The following is a 19,136-nucleotide window of genomic DNA, read 5'->3' on the forward strand; positions in this document are numbered from 1 at the left end:
GTGCGTCAGGCCTCGGCACTCGCGGGCGCCGACGTTTCGTCGAGGGAGTATGTTGCCACCACGCGCAGCACGGACTCGCGAAACGAAGCAACCAGATCCGAGCGTATGCCGCTGCTCGGATACGACAGCACGTATTCGTATTCGATTGCGGCATCGAACGGCCGCACGACCACGCCGTGCGCGCGCCACACCTTGGCTGCAAACGGTTCGACAATCGATATACCCAGGCCGCCCGCGACCATCGCATAGCGTGTATGCGCGGTGTCGGTCATGACCGTGTAGTTCGCCCGGTTCTCGCCGGCAGCGAACAGCGACTGCTCGGCCGCATAGGGCTGCCGTGAATTCGGCAACCAGCCGATGATGCGTTCGCCGCGCAGGTCTTCCAGCGTGATGCATTTTTTCTTCGCCAGCCGATGCGACGCCGGCATGGCGCACTGCCCCCGCGCGTGCAGCAATTTCTCCACCTCGATCCCAGCAACCGATGCAAACGCCTGGCTGATAGCAACGTCCGCCTTGTGGTTCTGCAGGATCGTGAGGACCTCCGGAACCTTGACCGAATCGACGCGAATGGGCACGCCCGGATGACGCTCCACGAAGTCGGCCAGGATGGGAGGCAGCAGGGTGCTCGCGACCACCGGCAAGCACGCGATGGTCAGCCCTTCGGACGCCTCGTCGCGAATGATCTCCGCGACTTGTTTGAGACGTTCCAGTCCGAGGAAATTCTCTTCGACCGACTTATAAAAGCGCAATCCGGCGTTAGTCGGATTCAAGCGGCCGCCCACGCGGCTGAACAGGCTAAAACCGAGGTCGGCCTCTAAATCCGCGATCAGGCGGCTAATAGCGGGTTGGGTGACGTGGAGCGCGCGCGCGGCCCCGACGCTGGTACCCATCATGATCAATGAGCGGAAAGCTTCTATCTGTCGGAAACGGATCATTGTCTTGCATCTACCTTCGTGATTCTCAAGGACGCCGATGGTAGCGCGAACCACGCGCGCCTGCAGACTAACGGGCGCGCGCGCGTAGATAAAGCACAAGTGAATCCACCAAGCTCCCGCCTATACCCAAAACACATGGTCTATAAGCACATGTGAGTGGATTCCACTTTATTGCTCTGAAATACTCCCGGCGAACTCGGTTATACCGTCGGTTCGTAGGATATGTGTAAAGTTTTTTGAAGGTAACTGTTGGAGAAGTGGCCGAATACGCGACAAGGGCAGGCACACGATGTCGATCCTTAAACCGCAAATTCGAAAGTGAAATGTTAGGTGGGCTAAGATGCCGGCCGCCGTCCGTCTGCTTCGGCACGCGAACGGCGGTACATAGCGACAAAAAGCTACACATAGCGGCACGCATCGCTGTGTTGCACTGGGTCAAAAGCCCTTATGCTCCAGCGCTTCGTGCTTGATGCACACATGAACAATAAGGATTTCCATGACGTTGTTTGCAGCTCTCGTTGCCCGTAGCGCACGCGTTGACGCGTTTTTCCGTCCAGGCGATGCTGTTTATCGCCGCGTGCCGGGCAAGTGGCTTCCGGCCTTTGCTGCGAGTGTCTGTGTTGCAGCCGCAAGCAACGTTCATCTGGCTCATGCGGCTATCGTGCCGCCCGGCGTGCAGCTTGCAGCCAAGCAGGAACTGGTGCGCAACAACGCGTCCGAGGTTGAGACCCTCGATCCGAACCTGGCCGAGACCGTGCCGTCCAACAACGTCACGCGCGACCTGTTCGAAGGGCTGACCGCAACCGATGCCGACGGGACAGTTGTGCCGGGCGTGGCGGAAAAATGGGAGCAGAAGGATGCAACCACGTGGATCTTCCATCTGCGCAAGAATGCCAAGTGGTCCAACGGCGAACCGGTGGTTGCAAGTGATTTCGTGTACGGATGCCAGCGTCTTGTCGACCCGAAGATTGCTTCGCCGTATGCCAGTACGTTCGGTATCTTCTTGCTGAATGGTGCTGAAATCGTGGCCGGCAAGAAGTCACCGGACACGCTGGGCGTGCGCGCCATCGACCCGTACACGGTCGAGATCAAGACGCCATATCCGGTATCGTTCATTCCGGAACTGATGTCGAATACGAATCTCGGTCCGATCAACAAGGCCGCCGTCGAGAAATACGGCAAGGACTGGACCAAACCCGGCAAGCTGGTGAGCAACGGCGCGTTCATACTCAAGGACTGGCAGGTGAACAACAAGCTCGTGCTGGCACGCAACCCGCAGTACTGGGACGCGGCGCACGTGCAGTTGTCGCAAGTGACGTATCTGCCGGTCGAGAGCGAGACTTCGGACATCAAGCTGTTCCAGTCGGGCGACAACGACTGGGTGTATCAGCTGCCGTCCGGCATGTACCCGAAATACAAGCAGGAGTTTGCCGCCGACATGAAGATCGCGCCCATGCTCGGACTGCGCTATTACTCGTTCAATAATAAAGACCCGTTGCTCAAGGACGTGCGCGTGCGCAAGGCGCTCTCCATGGTGATCGACCGCGACATCCTCGCACAACGCGTCACCGCGGACGGGCAGATACCAGCGTATGGCGTGATCGTGAAGGGTGTGAAGGGCGCGGACGTGACGGCCTACGAGTGGTCGACGTGGCCGATGGCCAAGCGCGTGGAAGAAGCGAAAAAGCTGCTCGCGCAAGCAGGGGTGAAGCCGGGTACGACGCTGCACTTCGCGCTGAACACAAGCGACTATCACAAGAAAATGGCTATTTTTGCAGCCTCCGAGTGGAAGACGAAGCTCGGTCTTGATACACAGATCGACGCAATGGAGTTCAAGGTCCTGCTGAAGAAGCGTCATGCCGGCGACTACCAGATCGCACGCAATGGCTGGGTCGCCGACTATAACGACGCGACCACGTTCCTGCAGCTTGTGCAATGCGGTTCGGACCAGAACGACAGCGGCAATTGCAATCCCAAGGCCGACGCGCTGATCAAAGAAGCGAATGAAAGCACGGACCAGGTTAAGCGCACGCAGTTGCAAACCCAGGCCGCAAAGCTCGTGATGGACGACTATCCGATCCTGCCGCTGCTGCAATACACCACGGTCAGGCTGGTGAAAAGTTATGTGGGCGGTTACTCGCTGAAGAACCCGATGGACCGTTACCGCAGCAAGGACATGTATATCGTGGCGCATTGAGCGCGACGCCAGACCCGCAATACTATCCAGCAAACAGCAAGAGGCTGTCGCCGCGACTCGCTGGGTCGCGGCTCCCCAGGAGAGATGTTCAATGTGGTCTTATACGTTGAGGCGCGTGCTGTTGACGGTGCCTACGCTGCTGATTGTCATCACGGTATGCTATCTGCTGCTGCACGCTACGCCGGGCGGTCCGTTCGATGGTGAGCGCAAGGTGTCTGCAGAGGTGCTCGCCAACCTGCAGGCGAAATACCATCTCGGCGAACCGCTGTGGAAGCAGTATTTGCTGTATCTCAACAGCCTGCTGCACGGCGACCTGGGCGCATCGTTCCGATACGCCGACTGGAGCGTCAATGACCTCGTGCTGCGTGCGTTACCGGTGTCGTTGACTATCGGCGGTGTATCCATGGTGCTCGCCATTGTGCTTGGCGTCGTGCTTGGCATTGTTGCCGCGCTCTATCGCAATAGCCCGGCGGATTACCTGCTGATGATCATCGGCAATGCGGGCAGCGCGTTCCCTTCGTTCGTGATCGGACCGGTGCTTATCCTCGTATTCGCGATCCTGTTGAAGTGGCTGCCGGCCGGTGGCTGGAACAGCTTCCATGTGCGCTACATGGTGCTTCCGGTTGCGCTGCTGACCATCATCAACGTGGCGACCGTGGGACGCGTGACCCGCGGCAGCCTGATCGAGGTGATGAACACCAACTACATCCGAACAGCGTATGCCAAGGGCTTGTCGCGCTGGACGGTCGTGCTGCGCCATGCACTGCGGCCGACCCTGATTCCCGTGGTCTCGGTGATCGGTCCGCTCGCCATCGGCTCGATCACGGCGGCGGTCGTCACCGAGTCAGTCTTCTCGTTGCCGGGAATCGGCAAGCTGATCGTGAACGGCGCGGCCAACCGTGATTACACGCTCGTGCTGGGACTGGTCGTGCTGGTGACGGTGGTCGCGGTGCTGCTCAATCTGCTGGTCGATCTCGCGTATGCGTGGCTCGATCCGAAAATCCGCTACTAAAATAATGAGTCAACCAGCATGAGGTCCGCAATGAAACAAGGAACGCTCGTCCCCGCGCTCGAGAGCGTGCTGGCAGTGCCGGTGGAGGGCCGCAGCCCATGGCAGGATGCCCGTATGCGCTTCGCGCGCAACAAGGCCGCCGTGGCAAGTCTCGTGATCCTGCTGCTGATCACGCTGGCCTGCGCAATCGGCCCCATGCTGCTGCCGAACGCCTTCGATTCCACCGACTGGAACATGATGAGTTCCACGCCAACGTTTGCCAACTGGCATCTGTTCGGCACGGACGATACCGGCCGCGACCTGCTCGTGCGCTGCCTGATTGGCGGCCGCGTCTCGCTGATGATCGGCGGTCTCGCCACGCTGACGTCGGTCACGCTCGGCATTGTGTGGGGCGCTATCGCGGGCTTCGTGGGCGGCCGCGTGGACAACGCGATGATGCGCATTGTCGACATGATGTACGCCATCCCGTACCTGCTGATCGCCATCCTGATGGTCACGCTGCTCGGCCGCGAGTTCTACCTCGTGGTGCTTACCATCACGGTGTTCTCGTGGATGGATATGGCGCGCGTCGTACGTGGCCAGACGCTCGCCATACGCTCGAAGGAATACATTGAAGCTGCGCGCGCTATCGGCGTTTCCACCAGCGGCATCATCTTGCGTCACATTGTTCCGAACCTGCTCGGCATTGTGGCTATTTACACAACGGTTACGGTTCCTGGCGTTATTCTTACGGAGTCCGTGCTATCGTTTCTTGGACTCGGCGTGCAGGAGCCCATGACCAGTTGGGGCGTGCTGATCCAGGATGGCGTTGGTGTCATGGAAACGGCGCCCTGGATTCTCCTGTTCCCGGCAGCGTTGTTGTCGGTGACGCTGTATTGCATCAACTTTGTCGGCGACGGTTTGCGCGACGCGCTCGACCCGAAGGATCGGTAAGCACCATGTCACTGCTCAAGGTAAGTAATCTGGAAGTCGCGTTCGACTCGCCTGATGCCGTGGTCCGCGCAGTCAACGGCGTGAGTTTCGACCTGGAAGAAGGCAGCACGCTGGGCATTGTCGGCGAATCGGGGTCGGGTAAAAGCCAGAGCGTGCTCGCCATGCTCGGGCTGCTCGCAACCAATGGCCGGGCAAAAGGCAGCGCGATTTATCAGGGTGAGAACCTGTTGACCATGCCGGCGAAAAAGCTGAACCGCATTCGCGGCAATCGGCTGTCCATGATTTTCCAGGACCCCATGACGTCGCTTAATCCGTATCTGAGCATTGAACGCCAGATGACGGAAGTGCTTGAGCTGCATAAGAACATGACGCGCCGGGCGGCGAAGAAACGCTCGATCGAGATGCTGGAAGCCGTGCGCATTCCCGAAGCCGCACATCGTATCGATCAATACCCGCATGAATTGTCCGGCGGCATGCGCCAGCGCGTGATGATCGCCATGGCGCTGCTGTGCGAACCGCAAGTGCTGTTCGCCGACGAGCCAACCACCGCGCTCGACGTCACGGTCCAGGCCCAGATACTTCAGTTGCTGCGCAACCTGCAGCACGACTTCGGCACAGCAATCGTGCTGATCACGCACGACCTTGGCGTGGTTGCCGGTCTGTGCGAGCAAGTGATGGTGATGTACGGCGGCCGCGTGATGGAACAGTGCAACGCGGACAACCTGTTCGCCCGTCCTTCGCATCCCTATACGATCGGTTTGCTGCGTGCACTGCCGAGGCTCGATCAAAGCGACGCGCCGCTCGTCGGCATTCCCGGCAATCCACCGAACATGGCTCATCCGCCGTCAGGTTGTCCGTTCCAGGAGCGCTGCATAGATGCAAGCCAGCGTTGCGCGGACTCGGTCCCGCCGCTCGAATCGTTTGGCGGCGACACCACCTGGCTGCGAGCCTGCAATCGCCCGGTCGAGCAAATGAAGTCGTTGCACGAGGTGGCCCATGTCTGAGCAAACCATTCTGTCAGTACGCGACGTCCGGGTGCATTTCAACGTCAAGGCGAAGAGCAAGTTGCCGTGGGCGCCGTCGCGCACGCTGAAGGCCGTGGACGGCGTGAGCTTCGACCTGAAGGCGGGGGAGACGCTCGGCGTGGTGGGTGAATCGGGCTGCGGCAAGTCAACCTTGTCGCGCGCCATCCTTAACCTCATTCCGGCAACGCACGGCGAAATCGTGTGGATGGGCAAGGATCTCAGCGGCGCAACGGCGAAGCAGTGGCACGGTGTGCGGCGCGATATCCAGATGATTTTCCAGGACCCGCTTGCTTCGCTCGACCCACGCATGACGGTCGGGCAGATCATCGCGGAACCGTTGCGTGAACATCGTCCGGGCATGTCCAAGGATGAGATGAACCAGCGGGTACGCGCAATGATGGGGAAGGTCGGTTTGCGCGAGCAGATGATCAACCGCTACGCGCACGAATTTTCAGGGGGACAGTGCCAGCGTATCGGGATTGCGCGTGCGTTGATCGTGGAGCCGAAGCTGATTGTCTGCGACGAACCCGTGTCCGCGCTCGATGTCTCCATCCAGGCGCAGATCGTCAACCTGCTCAAGTCGTTGCAGCAGGAAATGAAGCTCGCGCTGATTTTCATCGCGCACGATCTGGCCGTGGTCAAGCACATCTCCGACCGCGTGATGGTCATGTATCTCGGTCATGTCATGGAGCTCGCCGACAAACACTCGCTTTACGCACGCCCACGGCATCCGTACACGCGCGCGCTGCTTTCCGCGGTACCGGTGCCGAATCCGGCCATCGAACGCACGAAGGTCGTGCAGATCCTATCCAGCGATATTCCCAGTCCGATCAATCCCCCAACGGGTTGCGTATTTCATACCCGTTGCCCCATAGCGGAGGCGCGTTGTTCTGTCGAAGTGCCGCCGCTGCGCACACTTGAACATGGAGTTGCGGCAGCCTGCTTACTCGCCTGATTTGTCTGTTGCAGAAAAGCGCCTGATCTAACGACCGTTTCGACAATCCCCCGCAAAGCCAATGGTCCCCGTTTTTAACGAGGGCCGGGTTCGGTCAATCGTGAAGTTTTCGTAGTCCCTGTCGTTCCCGTAGTTCCTGCAGTCACATCCCTCCGGTGAGTCGTTCCGAGCCCGGCGTGAGCGTTTCAGCTCGCGATCAAATTATATGAGAACGACCACTGGCCTCTCTACTCGCTGCCATAAGAATTAAGAGACAAGCACATGAAACAACAAACTCGCTCAATCGCTCTATCTCTAATTGTTTTCACCGGTTTGATATCCCCGTCCATTGCCGCATTCGCGGATGACGATGATGATGTCGCAACACGACATACTGAGGCGCCTCCCAGTTCTCCGCCGAATTCCGAAGCGGATGCGCCGATTAGTAACCAGGCGAAGTCGCAAGGGTTTATCGAAGATTCACATTTAAATCTTTTATTTCGCAGTTATACTGAACACTTCGAGTCGGAAGGTATCAAGAAGAAGGACGCATCAGTTGTTGGTAACCAGGCGGTATTTGAATCGGGGTATACGCGCGGATTATTCGGTGTCGGTTTTGACGCATCGTTGTTCAGCGCGTTCAAGCTGAACGGCGGACAAGGCGCCGGTAACCGCGTGCATTTGAATCACGACGGGCAAAGCGGACAGAATCAGCTCGCCTGGACGTACCCGGGTGTGTGGGACGTGAAAATGCGGGTATCGAATACGGTTGTTAAATATGGTCAACAATTATTCGATAATCCCTTTCTCGTTCCCCACGATAACCGCGCACTGCCGCCCACGTACCGAGGCGTGTCCCTCGCGAGCGACGAGATCAAGAACCTGACGCTCAAGGCGGGTAGTGTGGACGCGGTGCTGGCGCGCGGCCAGACCAGCGTCTCGTCGTTGTCGACCGAGTACGGCGGGACGCACTTCAGCCGCTTCACGTTCGCGGGCGGTGACTACACGCCCAATGACGATACGGCTGTGTCGTTATACGGAAGCCGCGCGGAAAATGTGTGGGATCAATATTATCTGTCGCTCTCGCGCAGTATTGGCGATCCGTCGCAGATTCGCTGGACGGGCGGTCTGACCTATTACTATACGCATGATGTTGGGCAGAGCCGGGAAGGCTCCATCAATAACCACGCGTATAGTTTGCTGTTCTCCGGCACACACAACGCGCACACGGTAGCGGTGGGATTCCAGCAGATCGCGAGCAATCAGTTCTTCGATTATGTCGGGCAATCGGCAGGCGATTATCTTGCGAATTCTCTGGATGTCGACTACAACGCGCCGCACGAAAAGTCCTTGTCGCTCAGCTACACGGTCAACATGAAAGATTATGGTGTTCCGGGTTTGAAAATGACGTTATGGACCGCGTATGGCTGGGGTGCGGATGCTTCGGACATGGCGAATCGATACGCCGATCCATCGGCTGCACTGCATGATCTCTACTGGAAAAATGGCGAGGCCGTTCACGGCACTCACTATGAGTTCGGCTTCATTCCGTCATATACGTTCGGCTCTGGAAAACTGAAGGGAACGACTGCGAAGTTCTATTACATGCACCATCACGGCAGCAAGTACTATTCGGATTCCAGTAGTGACGTCTATCGTTTGATGGTCAACGTTCCGGTTAATGTGTTTTAAATATCTGCCAGGAAGATCGACAGCCATTGAATAAGCTAAGCCAAGCGGTGAGCGGCGTGATGGGCGCGGCTCACCGGCGTGGAATCCAGTCGATAAAGCGTGGATTTTCAACCACGCGCTCAGCCCGCCAGGTTCGTCCAGCGGGCTTTTTTGAGCCCTGCAGCCGTCTAAGGCCATCTAGCGTTGTACGCCCCAGCGACGCACCGTAAGCCGTTCGAAGGTATCAAACACGAGGTGCTCGACGACCAGGCCGATCACGATAACCGCCGCCAATCCCGCGAATACGCGATCGGTATACAGCTCGTTACGGTTCTGAAAGATGTACCAGCCGAGGCCGCCATTCCCGGAGCTGGCGCCGAACACCAGTTCCGCCGCGATCAGCGTTCGCCATGCAAATGCCCAGCCCACACGAAGCCCGGCGAGGATCGATGGCAAGGCGGCGGGCACCAGGATCAACAACACATGCCGAAGCCCCTTCAGCCCGTAGTTGCGGCCCGTCATGCGCAGCGTTTCCGGCACGGATTGAAAGCCGGAATAGGTATTCAGCGCGAGCGGCCACAACACCGAATGCACGAGCACGAATAGCAGGCTCCCAGTCCCCAGGCCGAACCATAACAACGCGAGCGGTAGCAGCGCGATTGATGGCAAAGGGTTGAACATGGCGGTCAGCATGGACAGCAGATCGCGGCCAAAACGCGTGGACACGGCAAGCGATGTCAGCACGAACGCCAGCACCACGCCGAGCAGATAACCTCTCAACAAGACGGACAAGGAGATCGCTGTCTTGGCGATCAGTTCGCCCGACCATATGCCTTGTATGAAGGCTTTTAATGTATCGGTGAAGGTCGGCAACAGCAGGTCGTTGCCAACAGCTCGCGCAGCCGCTTCCCAGATCACGATCAGGACGAGGGCGATCAACGCCTTGCGTAACCACGTCTGATTGGAAAGCCGCTTGCCGAACGGTAACGGCGCCTCAACGGCGACATCCTGCAGCGGTTCAGGAATGCGTTCGTATTCTTCGCGAACCGGCGGTACAAGTGCTGCGGGTTCGAAAGAGGGGATAGTGGGTGTGCTCATTGAACCGCCTCCGTGTCTTCAAACAGCAGCCGATGAATGCGCGCAACACTCTGCTGAAAGTCGTTGCGTCCCGAACTGTCCTTGGTGAATTGATGGCTGTTCAGCTCCGCTCGAACTCGGCCGGGATGTGGCGTCAGCAGCAAGATGCGGTTGCCCACAATCAAAGCTTCCTCGATCGAGTGCGTGACGAACAGCAGCGTGAAACTCGCCTCGTCCCACAAGCGCAGCAATTCCTCCTGCATCTTGCGGCGCGTAAGTGCGTCGAGCGCGGCGAACGGTTCGTCCATCAGCAGCACGCGGGGTTGCATCGCCAGGGCGCGAGCGATCGCCACGCGCTGTTTCATGCCGCCGGAAAGGGTGTGCGGGTAGGCATCGGCAAAAGCGGCGAGACCGACCTTATCGAGGAAATGCAGCGCTCGTTCGCGGGCTTCCGCACGGCTCAGCTTCTTCCCGACGCGCAACGGAAAGGCCACGTTTTGCAGCACCGTTTTCCACGGCGGCAACTGGTCGAATTCCTGGAACACGACAATGCGATCGGTGCCCGGACCTCGTACCGGTTTGTCGTCGATCCGGATGGTCCCCGCGGTCGGTTCAATGAAGCCGGCTACGGCTTTCAGCAGCGTCGACTTGCCGCAACCCGAGGGTCCGAGCAGCACGAAGCGGTCGCCGCCATACACGTCGAAGCTGACTTCATGCGTCGCGCGTACGATGCGCTCGCGGGTGCGGTACTCGAGGCTGACTTTATCGACGGTGAGAAGCTTGGCGCTCGTCGCGGGAGAATCGCTGGGCGCGGGCGGGGGATATAGAACGGTAGGACTGGCGGCCATGGCTGTGCATAGTTGCATAAACCACGACCTTAGCGGGGCGCCTCGCGCGCGTGAACCAATCATTGCGCATATTCAAAACACGCCGACGCATAAGCGACGGTTTTGCCGTTCCAGTGCCGCATTTGTATGTTCGAGCGATAGTCGAAAAAACGCCCGCTGGCATCGCGGGCGTTTGTCTAAACGTGGCCGTGAAGCAAGGCAGGTCAGCTTCCGTTGCCGAGCACCGGATCGGCGAAGAAATAATCCTGCCATGACTTGGGCTCGTTCTTGATCGCGCCTACCCGGTACATGAACTGGGCGAGCCCAAGCGTATTTTGCGGCGTGATCTTGAACTGCGTTGCCGGGTTCTTGATGATGCTGATCAGCAGATTGCGATCGATCCTCGCATTGTTCACACGGATGTAGGTATCAGCCGCCGCTTCCGGATTCGCCGACACGAAGCGCGCGGCATCCGCCATCGCAGCGATGAATGCGCGATACGTCTTAGGATTGTTATCGTGGAATTTTTCAGTTGCATAGAGCACGGTGGCCGAGCTGGGGCCGCCGAGGACATCGTAGGAATTCAGCACAATATGCGCTTTCGGATTGCCTGCCAGTTCCTGCTCCTGAAACGGCGGATTGCCGAAGTGCCCGGTGATTTCCGTCCCGCCGGCAATGATGGCCGCGGCGGCATCCGGATGCGGCACGGCTTGAGTCAGCTTGTCCAGGCGATCGTAGTCCTTGTCGCCCCAGCGCTTCGCTGCGGCGAACTGCAGCACGCGCGATTGCACGGAAACAGACACCGCCGGCAACGCAATGCGGTCCTTCTCCGTGAAATCCGCAATGGTTTTCACGTTCGGATTATTCGATACGAGGTAGTACGGCAGATTGCCAAGCGAGGCCACGCCCTTCACGTTCTGCTTGCCGTGCGTGCGGTCCCAGATCGTCATCAGCGGACCGACGCCTGCGGCCGCGATGTCGATGGAACTCGACAACAGTGCGTCATTGATGGCTGCGCCGCCAGATAACTTCAGCCAGTCCACCTTGATATCGACGCCGGCTTTCTTGCCTTCCTGTTCGATCAGTTTCTGGTCACGCGCGACGTTCAGCAGCAGATACACCACACCGAACTGCTCCGCGATGCGGATGGTGCCCTCGGCGCGTGCGGGCGAGGCTGCGGCAAGCGAGGTGATGGCAACGGAGAACGAGACAAACGCTGCAGTGAGCGTGCGTAGCGGCGAGCGGGAACCCCCAGGTCCCCGCCGGGGGAAGAACGAAAGCGGCATCGAAAGTCCGAAGAAGTGATTTTAGAATTGAATTCGAAGCAGGGCGAGTGGACGCTCAGAACGGCGTATCGCCTTCAATCGTCGTTCGATACATCTTTCTGCGCAGATGATCGGGCGTGCCCGCTGCGAGATGCATCAGGGAGCGGTTGTCCCAGAACACGAGGTCGTGCTCGCGCCATACGTGCCGGTAGAGATGCTCGTCGCGAACGCTATGTTCGAAGAGGGCTTGCAGCAGGTCGCGGCTCTCGTCTTCCGGCAAGTCGATCACGCGGGTCGTGAAATGCTCGCTGACGAACAGCGCCTTGCGCCCGGTTTCCGGATGCGTGCGCACGATCGGATGCACGACCGGTTTCACCTCCGCGATCTGTTCTGCAGAGAGGTTGGGGCGCCACGGGCTGCGCTTTTGCAACTCGGCGTATTTCGCCAGATAGGTGTGCTCGGCGGAGCGCCCTTTCACCGCGTCGCGCAGCGCTTGGGGCAGCGTATCCCATGCCAGATGCATGTTGGCGAACAACGTGTCGCCGCCTTCCGCTGGTAACTCCTGAGCGTGCAGCAAGGAACCGAGGCTCGGTGTTTCCTTGTACGAGAGATCCGAATGCCAGAAATGCCCGGCGTCGCCGAGACCAATCGGCTTGCCGTTTTCCATGACGTTCGAGACGATCAGCACCTCCGGGTGGCCCGTCAACTGGAACTGGTGGAGCACGTGGATTTGAAGCGGACCGAAACGGCGGCTGAAGCTGATTTGCTGGTCGGGCGTGATGCGCTGGTCGCGGAACACCACTACGTGATGATCCAGGTGAGCGCGATGAATGCGCTTGAAATCTTCGTCAGCAAGCGGCTGGCTCAGGTCAAGACCTGTCACTTCAGCGCCCAACGGCGCACCTTCAAACGGCGTAATTTCGATGGTCTGGTGTGGGGATAAGGTCGTCACGCGGGACTCGTTAATTCAATTCGGGGCGGGAACGCTTGAGGCGACGCGTCGCTGAAGCACTGACAACATACGCCGCAAAAGTCCACGTTATCCAGGTTAGACAGCGAATCTAAAATCCCGTGCGAACCACGTCAACGAACCAAATCCCATACGCTTATCTGTTTTAACGATAAACGAGCCGCTCCAGTAGAGGGGCGGCTTCATTCCCACTGCGTCTGGCCCGCTGAATCATTGATGATTATGCGCTGGATCGCTGCAATGAGCGCATCCGGCGGCGCTGTCATTCCACGACGACCCCAGGATCAGGCTGCAGAAATTCAGGCGCTTGTAGCTCGGATCCTTGAGTGCGAGGACATCGGCCTTCACGTTGCCGAACGTGGTCTCCGGCTTCTTGATCGTGCCGTGGGCGAAGGCATCGATGATCCCTTCCTTGAAATTCACCTCACGCGGATGCACGGCGATGACCTGTTTGCGCTGCGAGTCGGTGAATTGGTCGTACGCGAGTCCGAGCACGTCCATCTCCACGCCCGCCGTGACCAACGCGACCACCGGCTTCTTGTGCTGCGGAATCCCCGGCGTCGTGTGCAAGGCGATTGAGTCCCAAACCTGTTCGATGTCGTACTCGTTGATGCCATAACCCTTGAGGAAGTCACGCGCGGCGTTCGCACCGTCCACTTCGAAACGCTCGGTCAGGCTGCTGTATGCATCGATCAGGCCCATGTCATGGAACATGGCGCCGATGTAAAGCAGCTCCGCGTCGTAGGCCAACTGACGGCGTTCGCCGGTCAGCGCACCAAACAGGAACACGCGGCGCGAGTGGTTATACAGCAGGTCCGGCTCGGTATCGCGAACGAGTTCAGTCGCGGCGCGCGCCATGGCGCTGTCGGGGATGCGGATGCCTGCAATGGTAGTGGTCATGTTCAATGCTCCTGGGATACTGATAGTGGGCTTGGCCTGGATGCCGCTGTCACCTTGTTAAAATGCGCCGTTTGGGGCGCAACATCGGGAGAAGCGGCAGCGGCTGGACGACGAAGTTAGTGTCGCCGGGCGCGGCCAAGGCCGCAATGCGGCAGGTCCGTCGAAGTCTGCCAACCGCACGGCGTCTCCTGCCAAGCGCGTAAAACGCGCGAAAAATAGCTTTTTTCATGGGACCAGAGTAAAGCGCTAACTCTGGTCGACCGCAATGAATCGCATGGGACCGGAGTAAAGCGCTATGGGACCAGAGTAAGCGCTGAAGGGCCAACTCTGGTCGACACGCCAACTCTGGTCGACCGCAATGAATTGCATGGGACCAGAGTAAGCGCTAAAGCGCCAACTCTGGTCGACACAGGAGCAAGACCTTATGCGTAGCGTCGCCATCGCGATTTTTCCGCAAGTGCAGGCGCTCGACGTCGCGGGTCCACTCGACGTATTCGCCGAGGCGAACGGCTTCGTCGCGTCTGGCGAGGGATACGCGATCACGCTGGTTAGCGTAGACAACGCGCCGGTGCGCGCGTCGAACGGCACGCGGATGCTCGCGGACATTGCGTGCGATGCACCGCAGCAGCATTACGATGTCGCCCTCGTGGCAGGGGGGCCGGGTCTGCCGTCCGATGTGCCCGATCTGCGCCTGAGCACGTGGCTGCGCGACGTTGCTTCGCGTTGCGAGCGCTACGGTTCTATCTGCACCGGCGCGTTCGCGCTCGGTCACGCCGGTTTGATCGATGGCCGTCATGTCACAACTCACTGGCAAAATGCGCCGCAGCTCGCGCGGCAATTTCCGCTGGCCCGGGTCGAGCTCGACCGTATTCATATTCGTGATGGCAACCTGGTGACATCGGCGGGCGTGACGGCGGGGATTGACGTTGCCCTCTCGCTTGTCGCAGAAGATCATGGCCCGCGTATCGCACTGGCTGTCGCCAAGCGGCTCGTGGTTTTTGCGCAGCGCCGCGGCGGCCAGTCGCAATTCAGCCCGTACCTGAGTGCGCCTGCCGACGAGACCTCGCCCGCGGCCAAGGTGCAGGCCTACGTGATGGAGCACATCGGCGAACGCATGACGGTTGAAAAGCTGGCGCAGATCGCGGGTATGAGCGAGCGCAATTTCGCGCGTGCGTTCGTCGAAGAGACAGGCGTGACGCCACATGATTTCGTGGAGCGCGCGCGTATCGATGCAGCGCGCAACTTGCTGGAAAGCAGCACGACGCCGTTCAAAACGATCGCGTATGAGTGCGGCTTCGGAACAGCGGATCGCATGCGCATTGTGTTCCGGCAACGGCTGGGCGTGTCGCCGAATGACTATCGTCTGAGCTTTCAGAAACTCGAGGCGGACGCTTGACGATGGCCTATGAGTTCATGCCGCCGTTTTGTAGTGGATTGTCACCCGTCGCCATGTGTTCCCGATACTTTCGCGCAGACGGCTTGATCGAACGCACGAACGGTCGTAAGGGAGCCGGCTATGATCGTCGGCTGAGGCGATATCGAAAGCCGAGCGAGCGTTTCGCTTTGCCGCTTATCGTATGCTGGACCACTTCATGCTCACCCAACACACGTGCATCCGCGAGTGAGCCGCTATCTGTTCGACGCTCTGGGAACAAGTCAAACCGCGAGGGAATGACCGCGGAGAGCAAGCTTCCTTTCTATTCGAGCGCGTTTTTACTCATCGGGCCGAAGCCGTGATTTTCGAATCGCTCAGGGCCCGGTCCAATGAATCTGGAGATTTTTGATGAAAGATGCTTATGAACGACGTGCGCTATTGCTGCATCTGGGCGATGTGCTGGAAGCGCTGTCGTGCTTGTCGCGTGGCGGACAGCGGTACACCACCCTCGGCGACGCAATTGCCCGTGAAGACTCGCTTGCCACCTTCACATGGCTCGGATACCTCGATGCCGCCATGACCCCGCATCAAGTGAGCGAACGCGCGACGGCTGCGTTTTTTCTTTGGCCGAAAACGCTCCTCGATGAAGACCTGAACCGGTCACTGCTGGCGTCGACGGTGCAGCACGATCTCTTCGCTGGGAATGCGAACGGATGGGAGCGTTACGTAAAGGAGCGCAGAACCGATGTGGCGTGGTTTGCAGAAGATTTGCCGGCACCGTCGGACGAAGACGAAGGCATGCCGGAATCGCGCTTTAGCCGCTGGCCCTACCCAGCGGAAACGGGAGCAACGGGGGCATCCTGAGGCCGTAAGGCTTCCTGCTCATACCGCCTGTTCGCGCGACAACACGGCTTGCAGGAAGCTGCGTGTGCGGGCTTCGCGCGGCGCCCCGAAAATCTGTGCCGGAGGTCCTGCCTCGATGACGCTACCATGGTCCATCACCACGACCGTGTCCGCCACGTCGCGCGCAAAATTCATCTCATGCGTGACGATCAACATGGTCATGCCTTCGCTCGCCAGCGCCTGCATGACCTGCAGCACTTCACCGACCAGTTCCGGATCTAGCGCGGAAGTGGGTTCATCGAAGAGCATGACTTGCGGATGCATCGCAAGCGCCCGCGCAATCGCCACGCGTTGCTTCTGGCCACCGGACAATGTGCCCGGATAAACGTCTGCCTTGTGACCGAGCCCGACCTTAGCCAGCAGCGCGCGCGCCTCGCTCTCGGCTTCGGCCGCGCTAACGCGGGCCAGCGAGCGCGGCGCCAGCGTGACGTTCTCCAGCACAGTCAGGTGCGGAAACAGGTTGAACGATTGAAACACCATCCCCACATCCCGGCGGATGCGGTTCAGGCCGTTCTCATCGATCATGCGGCCGTTGTCCACAAGGGCATGGCCGCAGATCCGGACCGTGCCTTCTTCGGCCGTTTCCAGCCCGTTCAGGCAGCGCAGGAACGTGCTCTTGCCCGAACCGCTCGGACCGATCACCACGATCACCTGAGACGGTTGCACGTCCATATCGATACCGTTCAACACGCGGTTCGATCCGAACGACTTCGCCAGTTTCCTGACTGAAACAATAGGTTCATTCACGGTGGTGCTCATGGTCAGACTCTCCCGTCGGCACGCAGCGTTTTTTCTGTCTTGCGCAACACCAGCGACGTAGCGCTCGTCAGGATCAGGTAGATGAACGCGATCACGATATACACCTCCAGCGACCGGTACGACACGCTGATGATCTTCTCGCCTTCATGCATCAGGTCGTTGATCGTCAGCAGGGAGACCAGCGCCGAGTTCTTGATCAACGCAATGAACTCGTTGCCGAGCGGCGGGATCATGCGTACGAACGCTTGCGGCAGGATCACCTTGCGCATCGCCATTCGATAAGGCATCCCAAGCGATCTCGCGGCTTCCATCTGGCCACGATCCACTGATTGAATCGACCCCCGCACGATCTCCGACACATACGCGCCGCTATAAACGCCGAGCCCGAGCACGCCGCATGCGAATGCGGGCAGCATGATGCCGAACTGCGGCAGCCCGAAGAACAAGATGAAAAGCTGTACGAGCAAGGGCGTGCCGCGGATGAACGTGAGGTAGGCGGTGCAGACGCCATAGACCACGCGGCGCTGCGGTGCGAGCCTGCCGATTCCCACCAGGAGGCCCAGCACGCAGCCGAGTACGAGTGAGCAGGCCGTGACTTCGATAGTCGTCGCAGCGCCGGTCGCGAGTGCTTCCCAGCCTGCCCATACGGGCGAAAAATCGAGCGTCATCAGTTACTCCTCTGCTGTAAGGGCCGTCGCGTTACTGCTTGCCGAACCACTTCGTCGTGAGCGCGTCGTAGGTGCCGTTAGCGCGCAGCGTCTGCAGCGCCTCGTTCATCTGCGCCGTCAACGCCGTTTCGTCCTTGCGCAGCGCGAAACCGTAGAGCTCGGTGGTGAGTCCCTTGTCGAGCACCCGCACGTTGGGCTGCGCCTTCGCGTATTCCACGGCGGCGGGGCGTCCGGTAACGGCGGCATCGGCGCGGCCGATGTTCACGAGGTCAAACATCTCCTGGTTCTTTTCGACTTCCACGCGCTGCACCTTCGGATAGTTGTCTTTCAGGAAGGCGACCGATTTCGTGCCGACCTGTACCGTCACTTTCTTGCCGTCGAGATCGGCGGGGGTCTTGATCGATGTGTCGTTCTTGCGCACCAGCACAACGAGGCCGCCCTTGTAGTACGGATCGGTGAAATCGACGACTTTGCGGCGTTCGTCCGTCATGTAGATGCCCGACGCCGCGACGTCGAAGCGATTCGCGATCAGCCCTGGAATCAACCCCTTGAAGTCGATGTCCACCCATTGCACTTTCTTGCCCATGGTCTTGGCCATGGCTTCGATCAACTCGATATCGAAGCCCGTGCGCTTGCCGTCCTTGACGAATTCGAGCGGGGGAAAGGTCGCATCCGTTGCTACGCGGATGGTGTCATCGGCGGCGCGGGCGGCGGGCGCAGCAGCTACGCTAACTACAACGGCGAGCGCGAGGGCAGAAAGTGCCTGGATAAGTTTCATGCTGGTTTCCTTGATGGGTGGCAAGCCAAGTTAAAGATAAAGGGGCTCAAAGCTTGTAGCTGATACGGTCTGCGGCCGCGCGCGTGAGCTGCGCCAGTTCGGCTTCACGTCCTGCAATGCGAGCGACCGGCGCCATCAAGGTGATGGTTCCTTCCAGCCGTCCCGCATCCGATATAAGCGGGGCGCTCACGCCCCATACGCCTATGTCGACTTCGCTCTCGCTCGTCGCAAACCGCCGGCGGCGAATTTCCGCCAGTTGCACATGCAGCGCGGCGGCGCTTTCAGGGTCGCCAGGCGCGCTGCCGGCGATCACGGCCTCGGCTTTTGCTTCGGGCAGGAAGGCCAGCAGCGCTTTCGCCGAAGCGCCGCGTGTCAGCGGATGCGTGCGGCCACGGGCGAACGAGCAGCGCAGCGGCTGGTCGCTTTCGACCATCGAGAGGCATACGACTGTGTCGTTGATCGGCACGAGCAAGCCGACGCTCTCGCCGGTCCGCTGCACGAGCGCCCTGATTTCGTCCCGGCTTTGGGTGACGAGCTGCGCGTTCTGGTCAAAACCCCACGCAAGCTGCACGCCGGACGGACCCGGTTCGAACAGGCCGGAGCTCGCATGCTCTTGCAAGAAACCCCACTGCTTGAGCGAGCCCAGCAGCCGGTACACGGTGGACAAAGGCGCGCCGATGTCCTCTGCGATCTGCTTCGCGCCGATAGGTCGTCCTGCCCGGGCGACGCTGGTCAGCGCGTGAAGGACGCGATCGACAACGAAGGAAGATTTGGCCGACTGTTTCATGACAGAAGTTTCTCTCGCCAATTCTCAAAGAAAGAAATCATTTCTCATTGGGTGAGAAATTGACTTGGTGAGGCCGATCTCCTGTTCAGCGTGGCTTGATGACCGGCAAGAAAGTCAGGC

At 59.5% G+C, this 19,136-nt stretch carries 18 protein-coding genes; 8 read left to right on the forward strand and 10 right to left on the reverse strand.

Annotation, left to right across the window (positions count from 1 at the left end; genetic code table 11):
- Nucleotides 1-5: 5 nt before the first annotated feature.
- Nucleotides 6-935: a LysR substrate-binding domain-containing protein gene (locus tag FH08_RS0129980; protein ID WP_031361893.1), complete on the reverse strand. Its 930-nt coding sequence runs from the start codon at nt 933-935 to the stop codon at nt 6-8.
- 496 nt (nt 936-1,431) lie between these two features.
- On the opposite strand from FH08_RS0129980, the gene FH08_RS0129985 reads away from it, so the two are divergent.
- From FH08_RS0129985 to FH08_RS0130010, 6 genes are all read left to right on the forward strand, one after another.
- Complete coding sequence (locus FH08_RS0129985; RefSeq protein ID WP_081889617.1) at nt 1,432-3,132, forward strand: peptide ABC transporter substrate-binding protein; 1,701 nt, start codon at nt 1,432-1,434, stop codon at nt 3,130-3,132.
- Nucleotides 3,133-3,223: 91 nt separating this feature from the next.
- Nucleotides 3,224-4,144: an ABC transporter permease subunit gene (locus tag FH08_RS0129990; protein WP_031361895.1), complete on the forward strand. Its 921-nt coding sequence runs from the start codon at nt 3,224-3,226 to the stop codon at nt 4,142-4,144.
- A 30-nt stretch (nt 4,145-4,174) separates the two neighbouring features.
- On the forward strand, nt 4,175-5,077 hold the full coding sequence (locus FH08_RS0129995) for an ABC transporter permease subunit (RefSeq protein ID WP_051888650.1): 903 nt from the start codon (nt 4,175-4,177) through the stop codon (nt 5,075-5,077).
- A gap of 5 nt (nt 5,078-5,082) precedes the next feature.
- Nucleotides 5,083-6,081 (forward strand): ABC transporter ATP-binding protein, encoded by a 999-nt coding sequence (locus tag FH08_RS0130000; RefSeq protein WP_031361897.1) that lies wholly within the window; start codon nt 5,083-5,085, stop codon nt 6,079-6,081.
- Nucleotides 6,074-7,057, forward strand: coding sequence for a murein tripeptide/oligopeptide ABC transporter ATP binding protein OppF (gene oppF, locus FH08_RS0130005; protein WP_031361898.1), 984 nt, complete (start codon nt 6,074-6,076; stop codon nt 7,055-7,057). The genes FH08_RS0130000 and oppF overlap by 8 nt, the downstream gene beginning before the upstream one ends.
- Nucleotides 7,058-7,318: 261 nt before the next feature.
- The gene (locus FH08_RS0130010; protein WP_031361899.1) at nt 7,319-8,728 is read left to right on the forward strand and encodes an OprD family outer membrane porin; all 1,410 of its coding nucleotides are present in this window, start codon (nt 7,319-7,321) and stop codon (nt 8,726-8,728) included.
- Between the two features lie 177 nt (nt 8,729-8,905).
- Here FH08_RS0130010 and FH08_RS0130015 read toward each other — a convergent pair whose 3' ends face one another.
- The 5 genes from FH08_RS0130015 to FH08_RS0130035 all read right to left on the reverse strand — a co-directional run bounded on the left by FH08_RS0130015 (nt 8,906) and on the right by FH08_RS0130035 (nt 13,746).
- Nucleotides 8,906-9,805, reverse strand: coding sequence for an ABC transporter permease (locus FH08_RS0130015; RefSeq protein ID WP_031361900.1), 900 nt, complete (start codon nt 9,803-9,805; stop codon nt 8,906-8,908).
- Nucleotides 9,802-10,632, reverse strand: a complete 831-nt coding sequence (locus FH08_RS0130020) for an ABC transporter ATP-binding protein (protein WP_031361901.1) — start codon at nt 10,630-10,632, stop codon at nt 9,802-9,804. The genes FH08_RS0130015 and FH08_RS0130020 overlap by 4 nt, the downstream gene beginning before the upstream one ends.
- A 203-nt stretch (nt 10,633-10,835) precedes the next feature.
- Nucleotides 10,836-11,897, reverse strand: a complete 1,062-nt coding sequence (locus FH08_RS0130025; RefSeq protein ID WP_035567431.1) for an ABC transporter substrate-binding protein — start codon at nt 11,895-11,897, stop codon at nt 10,836-10,838.
- A 55-nt stretch (nt 11,898-11,952) separates the two neighbouring features.
- Nucleotides 11,953-12,828: a TauD/TfdA dioxygenase family protein gene (locus FH08_RS0130030; RefSeq protein ID WP_031361903.1), complete on the reverse strand. Its 876-nt coding sequence runs from the start codon at nt 12,826-12,828 to the stop codon at nt 11,953-11,955.
- Between the two features lie 228 nt (nt 12,829-13,056).
- Nucleotides 13,057-13,746: an HD domain-containing protein gene (locus tag FH08_RS0130035; protein WP_031361904.1), complete on the reverse strand. Its 690-nt coding sequence runs from the start codon at nt 13,744-13,746 to the stop codon at nt 13,057-13,059.
- A 424-nt stretch (nt 13,747-14,170) separates the two neighbouring features.
- Here FH08_RS0130035 and FH08_RS0130040 point away from each other — a divergent pair, with 424 nt between their 5' ends.
- Both FH08_RS0130040 and FH08_RS0130045 read left to right on the forward strand, forming a co-directional pair.
- Nucleotides 14,171-15,142, forward strand: coding sequence for a GlxA family transcriptional regulator (locus FH08_RS0130040; protein ID WP_031361905.1), 972 nt, complete (start codon nt 14,171-14,173; stop codon nt 15,140-15,142).
- Between the two features lie 387 nt (nt 15,143-15,529).
- On the forward strand, nt 15,530-15,985 hold the full coding sequence (locus tag FH08_RS0130045; RefSeq protein WP_031361906.1) for a hypothetical protein: 456 nt from the start codon (nt 15,530-15,532) through the stop codon (nt 15,983-15,985).
- Between the two features lie 18 nt (nt 15,986-16,003).
- Here the strand turns inward: FH08_RS0130045 and FH08_RS0130050 are convergent, their stop codons facing one another.
- The 4 genes from FH08_RS0130050 to FH08_RS0130065 are packed head-to-tail and all read right to left on the reverse strand — an operon-like array spanning nt 16,004 to nt 19,016.
- A complete protein-coding gene (locus FH08_RS0130050) occupies nt 16,004-16,783 on the reverse strand; it encodes an amino acid ABC transporter ATP-binding protein (protein WP_031361907.1) in 780 nt (259 codons plus the stop codon).
- Between the two features lie 2 nt (nt 16,784-16,785).
- Nucleotides 16,786-17,451, reverse strand: a complete 666-nt coding sequence (locus FH08_RS0130055) for an amino acid ABC transporter permease (RefSeq protein ID WP_031361908.1) — start codon at nt 17,449-17,451, stop codon at nt 16,786-16,788.
- A gap of 31 nt (nt 17,452-17,482) precedes the next feature.
- Nucleotides 17,483-18,229 (reverse strand): transporter substrate-binding domain-containing protein, encoded by a 747-nt coding sequence (locus FH08_RS0130060; protein ID WP_031361909.1) that lies wholly within the window; start codon nt 18,227-18,229, stop codon nt 17,483-17,485.
- A 46-nt stretch (nt 18,230-18,275) separates the two neighbouring features.
- The gene (locus FH08_RS0130065) at nt 18,276-19,016 is read right to left on the reverse strand and encodes an IclR family transcriptional regulator (RefSeq protein ID WP_031361910.1); all 741 of its coding nucleotides are present in this window, start codon (nt 19,014-19,016) and stop codon (nt 18,276-18,278) included.
- Nucleotides 19,017-19,136: the final 120 nt, after the last annotated feature.

This window comes from Caballeronia sordidicola (assembly GCF_000729995.1).
In the GTDB taxonomy this organism is placed as follows: Bacteria; Pseudomonadota; Gammaproteobacteria; order Burkholderiales; family Burkholderiaceae; genus Caballeronia; species Caballeronia sordidicola_A.

Bases quoted from the DNA above. Each gene is read 5' to 3' on its own strand.
- FH08_RS0129980 (WP_031361893.1), bottom strand. From the start codon at position 935: ATGATCCGTTTCCGACAGATAGAAGCTTTCCGCTCATTGATCATGATG.
- FH08_RS0129985 (WP_081889617.1), top strand. From the start codon at position 1,432: ATGACGTTGTTTGCAGCTCTCGTTGCCCGTAGCGCACGCGTTGACGCG.
- FH08_RS0129990 (WP_031361895.1), top strand. From the start codon at position 3,224: ATGTGGTCTTATACGTTGAGGCGCGTGCTGTTGACGGTGCCTACGCTG.
- FH08_RS0129995 (WP_051888650.1), top strand. From the start codon at position 4,175: ATGAAACAAGGAACGCTCGTCCCCGCGCTCGAGAGCGTGCTGGCAGTG.
- FH08_RS0130000 (WP_031361897.1), top strand. From the start codon at position 5,083: ATGTCACTGCTCAAGGTAAGTAATCTGGAAGTCGCGTTCGACTCGCCT.
- oppF (WP_031361898.1), top strand. From the start codon at position 6,074: ATGTCTGAGCAAACCATTCTGTCAGTACGCGACGTCCGGGTGCATTTC.
- FH08_RS0130010 (WP_031361899.1), top strand. From the start codon at position 7,319: ATGAAACAACAAACTCGCTCAATCGCTCTATCTCTAATTGTTTTCACC.
- FH08_RS0130015 (WP_031361900.1), bottom strand. From the start codon at position 9,805: ATGAGCACACCCACTATCCCCTCTTTCGAACCCGCAGCACTTGTACCG.
- FH08_RS0130020 (WP_031361901.1), bottom strand. From the start codon at position 10,632: ATGGCCGCCAGTCCTACCGTTCTATATCCCCCGCCCGCGCCCAGCGAT.
- FH08_RS0130025 (WP_035567431.1), bottom strand. From the start codon at position 11,897: ATGCCGCTTTCGTTCTTCCCCCGGCGGGGACCTGGGGGTTCCCGCTCG.
- FH08_RS0130035 (WP_031361904.1), bottom strand. From the start codon at position 13,746: ATGACCACTACCATTGCAGGCATCCGCATCCCCGACAGCGCCATGGCG.
- FH08_RS0130040 (WP_031361905.1), top strand. From the start codon at position 14,171: ATGCGTAGCGTCGCCATCGCGATTTTTCCGCAAGTGCAGGCGCTCGAC.
- FH08_RS0130045 (WP_031361906.1), top strand. From the start codon at position 15,530: ATGAAAGATGCTTATGAACGACGTGCGCTATTGCTGCATCTGGGCGAT.
- FH08_RS0130050 (WP_031361907.1), bottom strand. From the start codon at position 16,783: ATGAGCACCACCGTGAATGAACCTATTGTTTCAGTCAGGAAACTGGCG.
- FH08_RS0130055 (WP_031361908.1), bottom strand. From the start codon at position 17,451: ATGACGCTCGATTTTTCGCCCGTATGGGCAGGCTGGGAAGCACTCGCG.
- FH08_RS0130060 (WP_031361909.1), bottom strand. From the start codon at position 18,229: ATGAAACTTATCCAGGCACTTTCTGCCCTCGCGCTCGCCGTTGTAGTT.
- FH08_RS0130065 (WP_031361910.1), bottom strand. From the start codon at position 19,016: ATGAAACAGTCGGCCAAATCTTCCTTCGTTGTCGATCGCGTCCTTCAC.